The 14,151-nt window shown below is 41.7% G+C and carries 13 protein-coding genes; 2 read left to right on the forward strand and 11 right to left on the reverse strand.

Features of this window, described 5'->3' with window-relative positions; all coding sequences use genetic code 11:
• Window positions 1–151: 151 nt before the first annotated feature.
• Window positions 152–739, reverse strand: coding sequence for a YjaG family protein (locus AACQ75_RS14340; RefSeq protein WP_170888873.1), 588 nt, complete (start codon window positions 737–739; stop codon window positions 152–154).
• Between the two features lie 71 nt (window positions 740–810).
• Between AACQ75_RS14340 and AACQ75_RS14345 the strand changes: the two genes are divergently transcribed.
• The gene (locus AACQ75_RS14345) at window positions 811–1,737 is read left to right on the forward strand and encodes a D-2-hydroxyacid dehydrogenase (protein ID WP_013855796.1); all 927 of its coding nucleotides are present in this window, start codon (window positions 811–813) and stop codon (window positions 1,735–1,737) included.
• A gap of 168 nt (window positions 1,738–1,905) precedes the next feature.
• Window positions 1,906–3,141, forward strand: a complete 1,236-nt coding sequence (locus AACQ75_RS14350; RefSeq protein ID WP_013855795.1) for a mechanosensitive ion channel family protein — start codon at window positions 1,906–1,908, stop codon at window positions 3,139–3,141.
• Between the two features lie 66 nt (window positions 3,142–3,207).
• Here AACQ75_RS14350 and AACQ75_RS14355 read toward each other — a convergent pair whose 3' ends face one another.
• The 10 genes from AACQ75_RS14355 to AACQ75_RS14395 all read right to left on the reverse strand — a co-directional run bounded on the left by AACQ75_RS14355 (window position 3,208) and on the right by AACQ75_RS14395 (window position 13,962).
• Entirely contained in the window at window positions 3,208–5,097 is a 1,890-nt protein-coding gene (locus AACQ75_RS14355) for a methyl-accepting chemotaxis protein (RefSeq protein WP_017045419.1), read from the reverse strand.
• A 210-nt stretch (window positions 5,098–5,307) separates the two neighbouring features.
• Window positions 5,308–6,021 (reverse strand): MBL fold metallo-hydrolase RNA specificity domain-containing protein, encoded by a 714-nt coding sequence (locus AACQ75_RS18175; protein ID WP_445285789.1) that lies wholly within the window; start codon window positions 6,019–6,021, stop codon window positions 5,308–5,310.
• A gap of 35 nt (window positions 6,022–6,056) precedes the next feature.
• The gene (locus tag AACQ75_RS18180) at window positions 6,057–6,614 is read right to left on the reverse strand and encodes an MBL fold metallo-hydrolase (RefSeq protein WP_445285790.1); all 558 of its coding nucleotides are present in this window, start codon (window positions 6,612–6,614) and stop codon (window positions 6,057–6,059) included.
• A gap of 206 nt (window positions 6,615–6,820) precedes the next feature.
• Window positions 6,821–8,761, reverse strand: coding sequence for a polysaccharide biosynthesis protein (locus tag AACQ75_RS14365; protein WP_170888874.1), 1,941 nt, complete (start codon window positions 8,759–8,761; stop codon window positions 6,821–6,823).
• Window positions 8,762–8,841: 80 nt separating this feature from the next.
• The gene (locus AACQ75_RS14370; RefSeq protein WP_170888875.1) at window positions 8,842–9,390 is read right to left on the reverse strand and encodes a sugar transferase; all 549 of its coding nucleotides are present in this window, start codon (window positions 9,388–9,390) and stop codon (window positions 8,842–8,844) included.
• Window positions 9,387–10,340: a UDP-glucose 4-epimerase family protein gene (locus tag AACQ75_RS14375; RefSeq protein ID WP_170888876.1), complete on the reverse strand. Its 954-nt coding sequence runs from the start codon at window positions 10,338–10,340 to the stop codon at window positions 9,387–9,389. Before AACQ75_RS14375 ends, AACQ75_RS14370 begins: the two co-directional genes overlap by 4 nt.
• On the reverse strand, window positions 10,337–11,155 hold the full coding sequence (locus tag AACQ75_RS14380; protein WP_170888877.1) for a glycosyltransferase: 819 nt from the start codon (window positions 11,153–11,155) through the stop codon (window positions 10,337–10,339). Before AACQ75_RS14380 ends, AACQ75_RS14375 begins: the two co-directional genes overlap by 4 nt.
• A gap of 113 nt (window positions 11,156–11,268) precedes the next feature.
• Window positions 11,269–12,117, reverse strand: a complete 849-nt coding sequence (locus tag AACQ75_RS14385; RefSeq protein WP_170888878.1) for an alpha-1,2-fucosyltransferase — start codon at window positions 12,115–12,117, stop codon at window positions 11,269–11,271.
• Between the two features lie 20 nt (window positions 12,118–12,137).
• The gene (locus AACQ75_RS14390) at window positions 12,138–12,923 is read right to left on the reverse strand and encodes a glycosyl transferase (RefSeq protein ID WP_170888879.1); all 786 of its coding nucleotides are present in this window, start codon (window positions 12,921–12,923) and stop codon (window positions 12,138–12,140) included.
• The gene (locus tag AACQ75_RS14395; protein ID WP_170888880.1) at window positions 12,916–13,962 is read right to left on the reverse strand and encodes a hypothetical protein; all 1,047 of its coding nucleotides are present in this window, start codon (window positions 13,960–13,962) and stop codon (window positions 12,916–12,918) included. The genes AACQ75_RS14390 and AACQ75_RS14395 overlap by 8 nt, the downstream gene beginning before the upstream one ends.
• Window positions 13,963–14,151: the final 189 nt, after the last annotated feature.

Consider the following 14,151-nt stretch of genomic DNA (forward strand, 5'->3'; position numbering starts at 1 on the left):
TCCCCTCAAAGGGGAGGGAATTTAAAAGCGATCACTGAAATCAGCACATTTCAGCACCCAAAACGAACATGCTTTTAGTCTCTCCCCTTCAAGGTAGACGAGAGCGCTTTTAGTCCCTCCCCCTTCTAGGGGGAGGTTAGGAGGGGGTGTACTACAAACTCACGCCAATGTTGCTCACGCCTTCGTCGCGTAGCTCTTGGCGTAGGTCTTTAATCAAATCAATATCTCGCTCTACGGCTTCACGCAGAGGGCGGAAAATAGCCCACTGCACATCCCATTCGGCGCAGACCGCTTCATTTTGTTTTTGATTGTCGTTGGTGATATCTTCGCCCGTTTGCGCTTCTTCTAACTGCGCCACTGTCAGCACCGACACCTGACTGATTTTTTGCATGTTTTCATACAGATAATCGCGATCAAGCAGGCCATGAAGTAGGTGAGACAAAGCCACACACGCATCAATTGCTGGATACACAGCGTAAACATCAAAATCTTCTGAGCTTGGAATGATCTCTTCCAACTTCTCCAATTGGTTCTCGAAATTGATTTTGGCACTTTTTACCGTGAGCAATTCCCAAACACTGTCGAGAATATCTCGATATACTCGCGTGTGAGCAAATTCAGTATTGTCGCAAAACATGGCATAGTTCGGGTACATACGTTCACACAAACACGCCATAAAAGTAATTTGTTGCCAAGGTTCAAATTTCTCAAGACGAACCTGCAGAGGGTTTTGTAGCATAATCACTCAATCGCAGCAGAAAAAGACAGCGGAAGTGTACTTGATAACCAACAGGGAAAAAAGCAAAGCCGATGAACAATTTCACTCATAAACTCTATATTCTGACCGAACACAACGATATTTATCGACAAGCGATTGAACAGGCGCAGTTGAGCGGCTTAACCATCACTGACGATCGCAGCGAAGCAACCATTTTGCTGGCCGCGCCACCACTGGCGGCAAAGTATTTGGACGATTTTCCGCAACTGGAATGGTTGCACTCGGAATATGCAGGCGTCGACACCTTAATGTCGCCACAACTTCGTCAAGATTATGAGCTCACCAACGTTAAAGGCATCTTCGGCCAGCAAATTGCTGAATACGTTCTGGGCAACCTGATTGCACACTTTCGCCACTTTGCTTGCTACGCGCAGCAACAAGCGGCCAAACAGTGGCAAACCCACCCTTATCAATCGATCAATGATAAAACCATGGTAATCCTCGGCACAGGCTCGATTGGCAGCCATTTAGCGAAAGTAGCCAAAGCCTTTGGTCTACACGTGATTGGCGTCAACCGCACTGGCATCCCAGCCAAAAACGGGGGTTTTGATAAAACCTATCACATTAACGAGCTTGCTACTGCCCTCGCTCACGCGGAGGTTGTGGTCAGTACGTTACCCAACACGCCGCACACCAAAGGCTTGCTCAATCAAAGTACGTTGAGCTATTGCCACAATGCATTGCTGTTTAATGTCGGGCGCGGTAAAAACCTTGTTGAGAGTGATTTGATTGCACTGATTGAAGAGGGTCACATTCAACACGCCTACCTCGATGTGTTTGAAAAAGAGCCATTAAGCGAAGATCACCCGTTCTGGACGCACCCTGCCATTAGCCTTACCCCGCACATCGCAGCAGTGAGTTTTCCTGAACAAGTGGTGGAGATTTTCACCCGTAATTACGGCTTGTGGCGAGACGGGTTTCAACTTGAGAACAGAATTGATTTTGAAAAAGGCTATTAGGTCAAATAGCGGTTAATAATCGGCACTAAGCCTAGGGAAACCCTAACTCAATGTTACTATAGACACGCAAACCACTTGCCATTGCTGTCGAGAATACACTGCCGCATCGAACACGGGTTAATGCGGTAAAACAGGAACGGTATCGCCTACTGACACAAGGAGCAAATCATGCCTTCAGCCATCACTTCGTGGCTACAATCACTGAACATTAATTTAGAACAACTGCTGCCGATTGCTGAAGCACTTGGGCTTATCGCGCTTATTTCTATCGTTATCCATTTAGTGTTGCACCGAGGGGTGAGCCTATGGCTACAGCGGCGCACAACCAACGCACAAGTTTTACAAAACATTCTGTTTAGCAAAAAGCTTTTCAGCCGCTTTGCCTTGTTAATTCAAGGGATTGTCATTTCAATTCAAACTCAGTTATGGCTTAGCCACGCCAGTGCGACTTACGAACTGCTGCATACATTAACCTTACTGTGGATTATTCTATTTGGCTTATTAAGCAGTTACGCCCTGCTCAATGTGGTGGAAACGCTACTTTATCGCAGCGCAACCAGCCGTAACATTCCGCTCAAAGGCATTATTCAAAGCATCAAAATCATCGCATTTGTTATCGCCGCACTGTTTGCGACGTCGATTTTAATTGGCAAATCGCCAGTGCTACTGCTGAGCGGTTTAGGTGCGATGACCGCGGTCATCATGCTGGTATTTAAAGACCCGATTTTAGGATTAGTGGCGGGGATTCAGCTTTCAGCGAACCAAATGCTAAGCGTCGGTGACTGGCTTGAAATGCCCAAATATGGCGCAGACGGTAACGTCATCGACATTAGCCTGACCACAGTCAAAGTGCAAAACTGGGATAAAACCATCACCACGATTCCTACTTATGCCTTGATCTCCGATTCGTTTAAAAACTGGAAAGGGATGCAAGAATCAGGCGGCCGACGCATTAAACGCAGCGTATTAATTGATGCCAATAGCATTCACTTTCTGACGCCAGAAGAGCAAAGCTACCTACGCAAAGCACAACTTTTAGAGCCCTACTTGGCCGAAAAAGAACAAGAGCTCAACGCCTATAATCAGATGAGCCAACTCGATTTAGCCTGCCGCATCAATGGCCGCCGCTTAACCAACATTGGCAGTTTTCGTGCCTATCTAGAACGTTACTTGCGTAACCATCCCCAGATTCACCAAGGCATGACATTAATGGTGCGCCAACTGGCCCCCACGCACGATGGCGTCGCGCTGGAGATCTATTGTTTCACCAATACGGTCGTGTGGGTCGAGTATGAAGGTATTCAATCGGATATTTTTGACCACATTTACGCCGTGCTTCCTGACTTCGGCCTACGCGTTTCGCAAGCGCCAACTGGGAGTGACTTTCAAGCTCTCGCAAGGTAAACATGACATTGCCTGAATTTCCTCCCCCTAATGGGGGAGGTTTAATCGTAAAGTGATCGAGAAGGGTTACAGTTTAAAGCGGTTAATTTCTTGTTGAAGCTCTTTAGATAAGCTAGAAAGCAATTCAGCTTGTTGGGAAGCTTCTTGCGCTTCTTTTGCCAGTTCATCAGACACATCGCGTATACCTTGGGTATTACGCGTAATTTCCTCTGTGACTGACGCCTGTTCTTCTGCGGCGGTTGCAATTTGGGTTGCCATATCGCTGATCGTGCCGACCGCTTCACCAATTTTCACTAAGCTTTGCGCGGCCACGTTAGCATCTTCCACGCTACTTTCGGAAAGCTTGCTACTCTCAGTCATGATGTTCACGGCCTGAGTCGTGGTTTTCTGCAACGTTTCAATCGTCTGTTGAATCTCTTGCGTCGAACTGTGCGTTCGTTGGCTGAGTACCCGAACTTCATCCGCTACCACCGCGAATCCACGCCCTTGCTCACCCGCCCTTGCCGCTTCAATCGCCGCATTCAGTGCCAGTAAGTTGGTTTGCTCAGCAATACCCTGAATCGCCGACAAGATCGTATTGATGTTTTGTGCGTGCTGGTTCAAGTTCTCAATGACTTCTTTGGCTACCGTCATCTCTTTCGACAACTCACTGATCGACTGTTGAGTATTTTTCACCTGCTCAACGCCGTGGTTAGAAATTTTCACCGTATCCAAAGACGTGGCCGCTGTATTATCTGCATTGCCTGCAATCTCTTGCGTGGCGGCTGCCATTTCGTTAATCGCAGTGGCCACCATGTTGATTTCATCTTGTTGCACCATAATGCGTCGGGTACGCTCATGGGCTTGCGCTGCGGTGTTTTCTGCTTGCAGTGTTAACCCTTGCGACACTTCATGGAAACGCTTGATCATGCCGTGCATATTACCGACGAACTGATTAAAGTTATTCGCCAGTGCGCCTACTTCATCTTGATAACGTGGTTCAATGCGCTGCGTAAGGTCAGCATCACCGTCTGCAATTTCCGCTAATGCTTGGGAGACTCGGCCCAAGTCACGCAGTAAGAAGCCAACCAATGCCGAAAACACGATCACGACCAAAATTGTAATGGCGACTGATATCGAGGTTAATTGCATAAAGAGAGCGCCAATATTGGTGTACTCCACCTCTTTATCGAGCTCAATGCCGAGCACCCAGTCAGTCTCAGGAACGGCAGTAAAGAATAATAATTTTTCGACATCACCAACCATCACGGTTTGTATTTTATTCTCTGCCATTGAGCGGTCGATGACTTGCTGCGTTAGGTTAGGACTATAAGAAGCCAGTGGTTTGAGAATCAAATCTTTATTACGGTGTGCAACAATTAACCCTGTATCACGGTTGATCAACATAGCGTTTGATTTTGCCCCTGCATCAATCGCAATGACATCCTTCACTAACTGATCAATTAACACATCAGCACCAATAACGCCCCAAAACTGTCCGTCTTTCTTAATCGGTTCAGCGAGCGTTACCATCAAAGCGCCCGTGATCGCATCAGCATAAGCGGCCGTCAGTATCGTGCCGGAGCTATTTTTCGCTTCTTGATACCATCCTCTTGTCCGAGGATCATAGCTTGCATTGTCTGCGCCTCGAGACGGAATAGAACGGTGCATGGTGCCTTGCTCAGTGCCGAAATAGAGTAAATCAAACTGTGCACCTTGCTGAGCTTGCTGTAAAAAAGGCAGTGAATCTTCCTTCATTGTGTGAGGGATCACCGCGCTAATAACTTTGCTACGAACATCTAACCATTGGGTAATCGAACTCGTTGCCGATTTCGAGATACCATACACCCTTTCCTTGATGCCACTCTCCGTTTCATCTTTCAATAAATTTGCCGACAGTAACGTCAACACCACCGCCATCACAATAACAACAAGCAAACTTGTCATTATCAACTTACCTTTTAACGATAGATTCACAACTCACCCCCATTGGTGAAAATAGATTAGTTTTTTTGTAAGCATCGCCAGCAGCACAAACTTTGCACTTACACCATATTGTGGTTAAGCAACACGGAAGCGAAATCGCAAAGCGTTGTAGTGTAGCGGCTAATCAATACAAATTTTTTACACCTATTAAAAGTAAGTTACTGCTATTAACAATGCAATTAACACGACAAAACATTGCGCTCAATCTATCACCTCATAACCTAAACTGCGCAACGTAACCGCAAAAGCTTGCTTTGTTGCGGGCTCTCCATGAATCAAATGAATTTGCTTAGGTTTAGTCGCAATGCCCTCAATAAAGCGCAACAAATCGGCTTGGTCGGCATGGGCAGAATAACCCGACATGCTGTGAACCTGTGCATTCACAAGTACGTCATCGCCATCGATCATCACCGAGTGATCGCCTTGCGCAATTGCTCGGCCCAGAGTGCCTTGTGCTTGGAAGCCCGCAAAGATCACATCGGTTCTTTTTTCAGGCAACAGTGCTTTTAAATAGGCCATCACTCGGCCACCTTCACACATGCCAGACGCGGCCACCACAATCGCCGCTTCCCCTGTTGAGGCTAAACGGTTGACCAATGCTTGATGGCTTCGATAATCTTGAACGGTAATACACTGTTCAAACGCAAGCGGATGCCTTTGTGCATCCAAACGCTTTTTCGCCTCTTTTCCCCACAATTTTTTAAACTTTCGGTAAGATTTCGTCACCTGTTGCGCCATGGGTGAATCTAAAATAATCGGAATATTGCCATCAATTTCACCGCTGAAGATCAATTGTTCAATATCAAACAGCAGCTCTTGTGTTCGGCCCACACTGAATGCTGGGATTAAAATGGTGCCACCGTCTTGCAAAGAACGGTTGATGATGACCTTTAAGCGCTGCGCCCGCTGTTGCACATTGTCGTGGGTTTTGTTCGCGTAGGTTGATTCAATCAGCAGATAATCAGCGCGACTGGGTCCGGCAATAACGGTGTGTTGCTGGGACCTAAATCCCCTGAAAACAGTACAATTTCATTATTTGGCAGTTTCACTTCAATAAACGCTGACCCTAAAATATGGCCCGCAGGCGTAAAGCGAAAATAAGTATTGTCTAAATCACGAGAAATACGCTGCCACACACCATAATTCACCGGTTTTATTTGTTTATTCAGCCTTTCTAATATTCTTGTACGCTGTGCTTGCCCTAAACCAAGTTGAAGCTTTAACCCATCTTCTAACATTAATGGGAGTAATTCTGCGGTAGCGGGTGTGCAATAAATAGGCTGATAAAAACCAGCCGCTAATAACCAAGGAATACGGCCGACGTGATCAATATGCGAGTGAGTTAACAACAACGCCTGCAGATGAGTTAATGGAAAATCAATCGCCATTGGTCGGCTATCACGCCCCTGAAATAAGCCGCAATCAACCAAAATCCCTTTCTTCCCAAGCCTCAGCTCATGACAAGAGCCCGTGACGGTCTCTTTTCCACCGTGGTGGATGATCTGCATGTTCAATCCTTTCATTTTTTATGGAGTCATTGAATCGATAGTGCGCGCTATTTATTCATCACAACATACGGTCTGTTAAAAAATTCGTCGCAGCTGGCAAAGTTTCATTCTAACCGATGTATAGGCCACTAATATTTTTGCCCCAAAACACAAAAGGGTTCATCACAATATGATAAACCCTTTTTTGATACCGTAATCTAATTTGATTAGTACCTCACTAAGCTCTCTTTTGGAATTGCTCCTGGATGATTTCTCTTCCACACCAAATCACAAATACCATCACTAGGAGTAAAACCTGTCGGTGCTTCAAGCAGCAGCTCACGGATCCGCTCATGATCAAAGTTATGGCAAGCAATATCGAGCTCTTCCAAAAGATGCATGTATTGAGGTAACGGTAAGTTTACTTCTGTCGCGGTCATGATTCGTTCATGTGCAGTATGCTCAACATTGTCACCTATCAGAAGCTCTTCATACAGCTTCTCACCGGGGCGTAGGCCTGTATAACTAATTTCAATATCACCGTATGGGTTCGATTCATCCTTCACTTCCAACCCAGAAAGCTGAATAAGATTTTTGGCAAGATCTGAAATACGCACAGATTCCCCCATATCGAGAACGAAGACATCACCACCTTTGCCCATCGCTCCTGCTTGGATCACTAACTGTGCGGCTTCTGGAATGGTCATAAAATAACGCGTTATTTCAGGATCAGTAACAGTTAAAGGGCCGCCTGTTGCTATCTGTTTTTTAAACAGTGGTACCACGGAACCAGAGGAACCCAGCACATTACCAAAACGCACCATACAAAAACGGGTACCTTTAGGCTTCTCATTTTCTTGCTCTGCCAAGGCTTGTAAACCTAATTCAGCCATGCGCTTAGTCGTACCCATGACATTGGTCGGCCTAACTGCTTTGTCTGTAGAGATAAGTACAAAAGACTCAACTTGAGCTTCTACTGCAGCTTTTGCGGTGTAGTAAGTACCAAATACATTGTTTCTTACCCCTTCAACGACATTGAACTCAACCAAAGGAACATGCTTATAGGCGGCGGCATGGTAAATGGTTTGAATGCTAAAGCTTTTCATCACCATTGATAAACGATTAATACGCTGAACAGAACCAAGCAGAGGTACGATTTCAATATTTAGTTTTTTGCGGACAATAAGTTGACTAAGCTCTCGATCAATTTGGTATAGCGCAAATTCAGATAGCTCAAAAAGAATCAACTTTTTCGGCTGGCTGAGGATAATTTGTCGACATAGCTCTGAGCCAATCGAGCCCCCAGCCCCGGTGACCATAACGACTTTATCTTTAATGTTTGCTTCCATTAACGAGCGCTGTGGTGTAACCGGATCTCGCCCAAGTAAGTCCTCAATCGCAACGTCTTTTAGCTCATCAATACTCGCCTTACCTTCAACAATATCTTTCATATCTGGTACGGTAAGTACTTCCGCTGAAAGGTGAACCAAGGACTCCAGTATTTTCTTTCTTCGAGCACGTGAAGCACTTGGTACTGCAAGTAGTATCTGCTTTACATTATGTTTAGCAACTAGCCTATCTGCATGACCAACATTATGTACACACAACCCCATAATCACGGTCTTTTCAAGGGTTTTATCTTCATCAATAAACCCTACTACTTTATGAGTTTCCGAATTTCTGAGCGCTAGTGCAAGCTGCCTTCCCGCTGAGCCCGCACCATAAATCAGCACAGGCTTGTTTCCTTGACCATTAAGTTGAGCAACGAGCACACGAACGATAAGTCGTGAGCCTCCACACAAAAGGCAGAGAAAGGTTCCGTAAATAATGGGTAAAGAACGCGGAATAGGCGCACTAAAATAAAATGCAAGAACGGCAACAGAAGCCGCTGAAATCACCGTGCCAATACTGACCACCGCTAACGCATGAAAAGTAAGGTAACGCAATACCGCACGGTAAAGCCCAAGCCGTGTGAAAGAAAGGATGGTGATGATAGCAACACAACCCAGAAGATAAGGAACCGTTGGTGATTTGATCAAAACAATTTCACCAATTCTTACCCAATAAGCAGCATAAAAAGAGAAGACGATAAAGAAAAGGTCAATAATGACACTAATAATGCGCTTATTAACCCGCGATAAGTTCCAGATAAAGTTCAGCCTAGCCATATTATTTCTCTATATAAACCAACGCCAGTATTGTACTGGCGTTGGTTTAAAAAGTCTTTGTAGATAAATTGAAAGCAGTGTTACTTCACAGCATCACCACTACCACTTCCCGTTGCTGTCATTAATATGTACTTGAAGTAATCTTTTAGCGTCAAGGTATCAATCATCTGCTTATCTGTTTTTGCCAATAGCTGCGGTGTAGACATATCAATATTTTGCACCTGAGCAAGGCCAGTGATACCGGGTAGAACATCATATACCCCTAATGCATCACGTTCTTTAATCAGTTCTTCTTGGTTGAACAAATTTGGACGCGGACCCACCAAGCTCATTTCACCTTTCACCACGTTAATCAACTGAGGTAATTCATCGAGCTTAGTTTTACGAAGAAAAGCACCGAGTTTAGTGATTGATGCATTGTTTGCTAAGTGGCTTGCTACAGACTTGGTTTCTACCGACATAGTACGAAACTTGATGAGTTTAAAGGGCTTTTTGTTGCGGCCGACACGCTCTTGCACAAAAATCGGCGAACCAGTATCAAACAGGCCAATAATAGTTACGATGAGCAGGATTGGCCATAAAAATAACAAACCGAAAAAAGCTGCGAAGAAATCGATAATACGGATCATTTTTTGTTCTCTTTATTTAACAAGAAGGCCTCAGCAGTTTGTTTGAAGCCTTCTTCTAATGTTTGTGGCGGCTTCCAGCCAAGTGTTTCTTTTGTGTGTGTGATATCAACCTGCAGTGAACCTAATAATCTATCGACTACATCTTGTTTCCCAAAAATACTACCCGCCAATTTGTAACACCATTTAGGAATAGGAAGCTGCCACTGAGGCTTGTTGAGCGATTTAGCCATTTCACGAACCATTTCTGATGTTGATACATCATGGTCATCAGAAACTAAAAAAACTTGATTCGCAGCTTTAGGGTGATCAATGCATGTGATAATAAGATCAACTAAATTGTTAACAGATACTAAACTACGCTTATTGTCAGTAATACACCCAAATGGTAATGGGATACCTTTTGAAACCAAGTTCATTAACGAAGCAAAGTTCGCTTTAACTCCAGGGCCATAAACTAGAGTTGGTCGGATAACCACGACTTCTAAACCAGTATCTTCAGCCAATTGCAATAGTTGTTCTTCTGCTTCAGATTTGGATTTAGCGTAAAAGTCCTCTGGTTTTTTTGGATCACTACTTGTAAACGGTTTACAATTTGATATCGATTCGCCATTTACCTTTATACTGCTGATAAATATGAAGCGCTTAGCACCAGAAGATACAGCCTGCCTAGCTAAGTTTAAAGTTCCTGCTGTATTAACTTCACGGTAATCACGTAAAGAATTGACAGATTCATCATTCATTAAATGAACTCGAGCTGCGCAATGAATCACAACTCGACATCCATTTAGAGCTTTGGCGAAACATTCAAAAGAGTTAATTTCAGCTTGGAAGAAACGAGCGCCACCAAGATAATCATACTTATGGCGCCCAAGTAATGAAATTTTTTCATGCTCTAAAGCCTCAATTAGGTTCCTTCCCAAAAAGCCACTAAAGCCAGTAATTAGAATCATTTATTCCTCGGGTCGAATTTTGCTACTATTACCCCAAAACCACGAGTTAGGCGTGAGGGTAAAAGCGCCCTAAACATTGGATAGCATAGCCCTAAGAAAGGCATAATACCGAAGTCATACTTAATCAAAGGAACAATTCCCAATTTGAAACGGTTAAGCCCAACTGAAAAAGTATTTTTCTTTTCTGAGCCCATAGGATAACGATAATACAGTAAAGGTTCAGCGATATTGGAAATTTTCAAACCATTATCCACAGCACGAATCCAAAGGTCGTAGTCATCTTGACGGTGAGGTGCTGAATTTCGATAGCTTCCAATAGCTAAAATCGATTCTTTCCGAAAAATAACGGAGGGGTGAATTATTGGGCAAGTCCAAATTAGCCTTCTTATATCCCTAGAAAGTATTGGAACTTTTCGCAATTTCAATTCATTACTTTCACCGTCAATATCGATAGCATAACTTCCACATATATCAACACTAGGGTTTTCGTTTAAAAAGTCAATCTGCTCTTCGAAACGATTAAACAAGCAAATGTCATCAGTATCCATTCGTGCTACATAGTCATACCGACAATGACTGAGTCCAAAATTTAACGCGTATGATAGCCCCATGTTCTTATTTAACTTAACCACTTTTATATTAAGGAGCTCAGTCCAACTGGAGGTTATTTCTTTGAGCTCAACTGAGATAGGACCATCAAAAACTACTACAACCTCGTCAGCCTGAAGAGACTGTGAAGCGAGACTTTCTAAGCACTCACGATAGTATCGAGGGCTTTCTTTATCATACAGAGACATCAACACTGAAAATTTCACAATAAAACCTAATCAAATCAAATCAAATCAAATCAAATCAAGGTGTGTTTAGCAAAAAACTCCCTTCATCAAACTCTACGGCGATATATTAAAATATCTCTATGTGTAAAAGATTAAGGGCTAACCAATGCACCGTCTATTTTAATAAAGTCGTCTATAGGCAAACCTAACCTATTTTTATCAATAAAGAAGTTTGATGGTGAGTAGCAAATTGATTTGTTATTTCGCCCTAGAGTTGACGCTAACCAGCTAAAGCTACTATTTGATATTATATAATGGTCGCAGAGCATAAAAGAACAAAAATCACCGATAAAATTATCGTTGTTACAGTGAAAGTTATAAGGTGAGTCTTTAAACAAATCACATTCGACCCAATCGATATCATCAGTAATTACAACTAATTCATACTTGTTAATACCATGTAAATTTATAATATTTGATATTGCTTTGTCATAATATTCTTTACTACAGACACCATATACATTCCGGTGTTTCCCAGTAAGGTAATCTCCTCTACGAACATGAACCCCAATTCTAGGAAGTGAGTATTTCATCTTATCTAGGTTCACCGAAGAACTCAAAGAGTACCTCAAAGAAGCAATGTCTACGGGATCGATAAGATCAATAAAAACTCGATCATGCCAGTATCCATTAAGAAATATTATCTTATTTTTACACTCCCAAATATCGCTTATGCTAGAAGCATCAGTAAAGTGAGAGCCACAAAAAAAAGAAAGAACATGACGAACTGGTGTATTCACCCGCTTATAACTATTACTAAAATATCCTTCAGAAGATTTTTGAACCGTATTTCCTTTCAATTTTTGAAATAAGCCATCAAAAGAGTAATCGCTAACGTCTAAGATCAAATCTCGGCCTAGTTGTCTGGATACAGAGCAAGCAAATAAATACTGAATGCATTGATTGGCAAAGCCGCCTTTTAATTTACAATATAAGTACATAAGCCAAACCTTAAATAGTTCTATTTAGATAAATATTTAATTATCTTCTTAAAATAAGATGCAAGCCAGCTTCGAATAACGTAATAGTTACCTTTATGGCGAAGACTGATGACCTTAGATTTATCAATAACAATAACACTTGGAGTAGAAATTATATCGCTTGAGTCTGGGCAACAAAACTTCTCAGAAAGAACGTTAAAGATAGCTTTGTTCTTAGAATAGTAATTATTTATATGACTTTCATCATGCCACCTTGCTACTATACTATTCTCTAAATCAACATCAGTATTCCTAGCGATTACATTCGACATCTCTAAAAATGATGATACTCTTCCACCATTAAAACCTCCTGCAATATATATCGATTCACTGCAAGATTTTAAATATGCGGTTGATTTTGAATTTAATTCATACGGATACGTTTTGTATGACTTATCAAAGTAACCTGGGTGTATAGTACAGAACATATCTCGTTCCAAAAATAGCTCCTTGGCTTTAATATTCCTTACAAACTTTAAATTAGCATTACAGAAAATCAAATAGTCTACTTCAGCGTAAAGGTTGGAGTGCTCTAAGAAAGCATGGTACCTAAATAAAGTAGGCTCTGGCCAAGGTTTAGATTCTTTATAAATAAACGATACATCTGATAGTTTTGAATCGATAAGCTCTTTGTTATCAGTAAACACAAAAAATTTCAGCTCGGCATCGATGGCTAAAAACTTCTTTGCATTTTCATAAAACCCTGGCCAAAACTTATGATACTCACCTGTGCAAATGTACAAAACACCGATAGTAATATTAGCCATATCTGTTGCAAACCTCACCCTTATTATTACCCTTACTATAAAACAAAAGAATCAATGTTGACACCAGTAAATAATCTGAGAAAATTAAATACCTACTTTGAAAGAAGCCTATCACAACAGCAAAAACTAAGTAGTTAATAAAAGATAATACCAGCAAGAATCTAATGTCGCCTCTTTGAATTGAAATCCTAGGAAAAAAGCAGAATAACAAAAAAAATGAAATAATCCTTACAACTCCCTGAGCTGTAGAAAAAATAATAGCATAAGAATCAGCTTCAAAGTAAGGAAATGTAATAAAGTATATTGGATTCACTTCTGAAAACACTGTTAATATAAATTTCGCAGGGAAAAACAACCACATATCAACTATATTATCAGCTACGAATCTCATCTTATACCCCCAAGAACTATCTGCATCTATTGAGATCGGTATGTACCATGGGCTTGATAAGTAATCAAAACCAAACATAATCGACAAGAGAAAAACACCGAAGCTAAATGAAAATAATGTAATAAAAGTGATAAAAATAAAGCTATAAATAAAACTGAACGAGCGAACAGACCCAGAAACATATCGTTTAGAAAATATTCCCAAAATAGTAATCAATACAATATTAAACCTTGAAGTTAAGGAAAAAGCCACCGACAAAAAAACAACATTAATCACTTTTACAATCCCGAACTTCTTCGCTCCTCGAGTAATCAAGTATGTGATAAAGGCCATAAAACAATAAAATATACCTTCCTTGCTCAAAGTAGCCACCCAATAAATAGGGCCTGGTAATAATAACATCCCTAATGAAAACAGATAGCGCCTTGTAATTTCAATAGACTTAAACAAATATTGAAAGAAAAAGAAAAGGTAGGAGAATAGAAATATATTGAACAGGGGAAGAATTTGTTCCTCAGCCCCAAACGCCTTGAATATCAACGTGTAATAATACACAATGAGTGCCCAATTTGGGGACATATAGTCTCCATAAAACTCAACAAATGGAGTATCGCTTAAGCTAAGTCCAAAGAAAAACTGCTTTGCCAAATAGACGTACATTCCTGAATCAAAATAGTCATCTGGGCATATAACACTAATGATAAAATCATTAGGAATATAATAAAAATAATAAAAAACCAGATACCCTATTGATAAAACAACAACCCTTACTAAGAAAAAATAAAATATATTCACATATGAATTAAAATTAGCTCTGCAAAGAAAAAATGAATCCAA

The organism is Vibrio sp. B1-2 (genome assembly GCF_963888445.1).
Taxonomy (GTDB): domain Bacteria; phylum Pseudomonadota; class Gammaproteobacteria; order Enterobacterales; family Vibrionaceae; genus Vibrio; species Vibrio anguillarum.

Bases quoted from the DNA above. Each gene is read 5' to 3' on its own strand.
- AACQ75_RS14345 (WP_013855796.1), top strand. From the start codon at position 811: ATGAACAATTTCACTCATAAACTCTATATTCTGACCGAACACAACGAT.
- AACQ75_RS18180 (WP_445285790.1), bottom strand. From the start codon at position 6,614: ATGCAGATCATCCACCACGGTGGAAAAGAGACCGTCACGGGCTCTTGT.
- AACQ75_RS14385 (WP_170888878.1), bottom strand. From the start codon at position 12,117: ATGTACTTATATTGTAAATTAAAAGGCGGCTTTGCCAATCAATGCATT.
- AACQ75_RS14340 (WP_170888873.1), bottom strand. From the start codon at position 739: ATGCTACAAAACCCTCTGCAGGTTCGTCTTGAGAAATTTGAACCTTGG.
- AACQ75_RS14370 (WP_170888875.1), bottom strand. From the start codon at position 9,390: ATGATCCGTATTATCGATTTCTTCGCAGCTTTTTTCGGTTTGTTATTT.
- AACQ75_RS14365 (WP_170888874.1), bottom strand. From the start codon at position 8,761: ATGGCTAGGCTGAACTTTATCTGGAACTTATCGCGGGTTAATAAGCGC.
- AACQ75_RS14375 (WP_170888876.1), bottom strand. From the start codon at position 10,340: ATGATTCTAATTACTGGCTTTAGTGGCTTTTTGGGAAGGAACCTAATT.
- AACQ75_RS14390 (WP_170888879.1), bottom strand. From the start codon at position 12,923: ATGGCTAATATTACTATCGGTGTTTTGTACATTTGCACAGGTGAGTAT.
- AACQ75_RS14350 (WP_013855795.1), top strand. From the start codon at position 1,906: ATGCCTTCAGCCATCACTTCGTGGCTACAATCACTGAACATTAATTTA.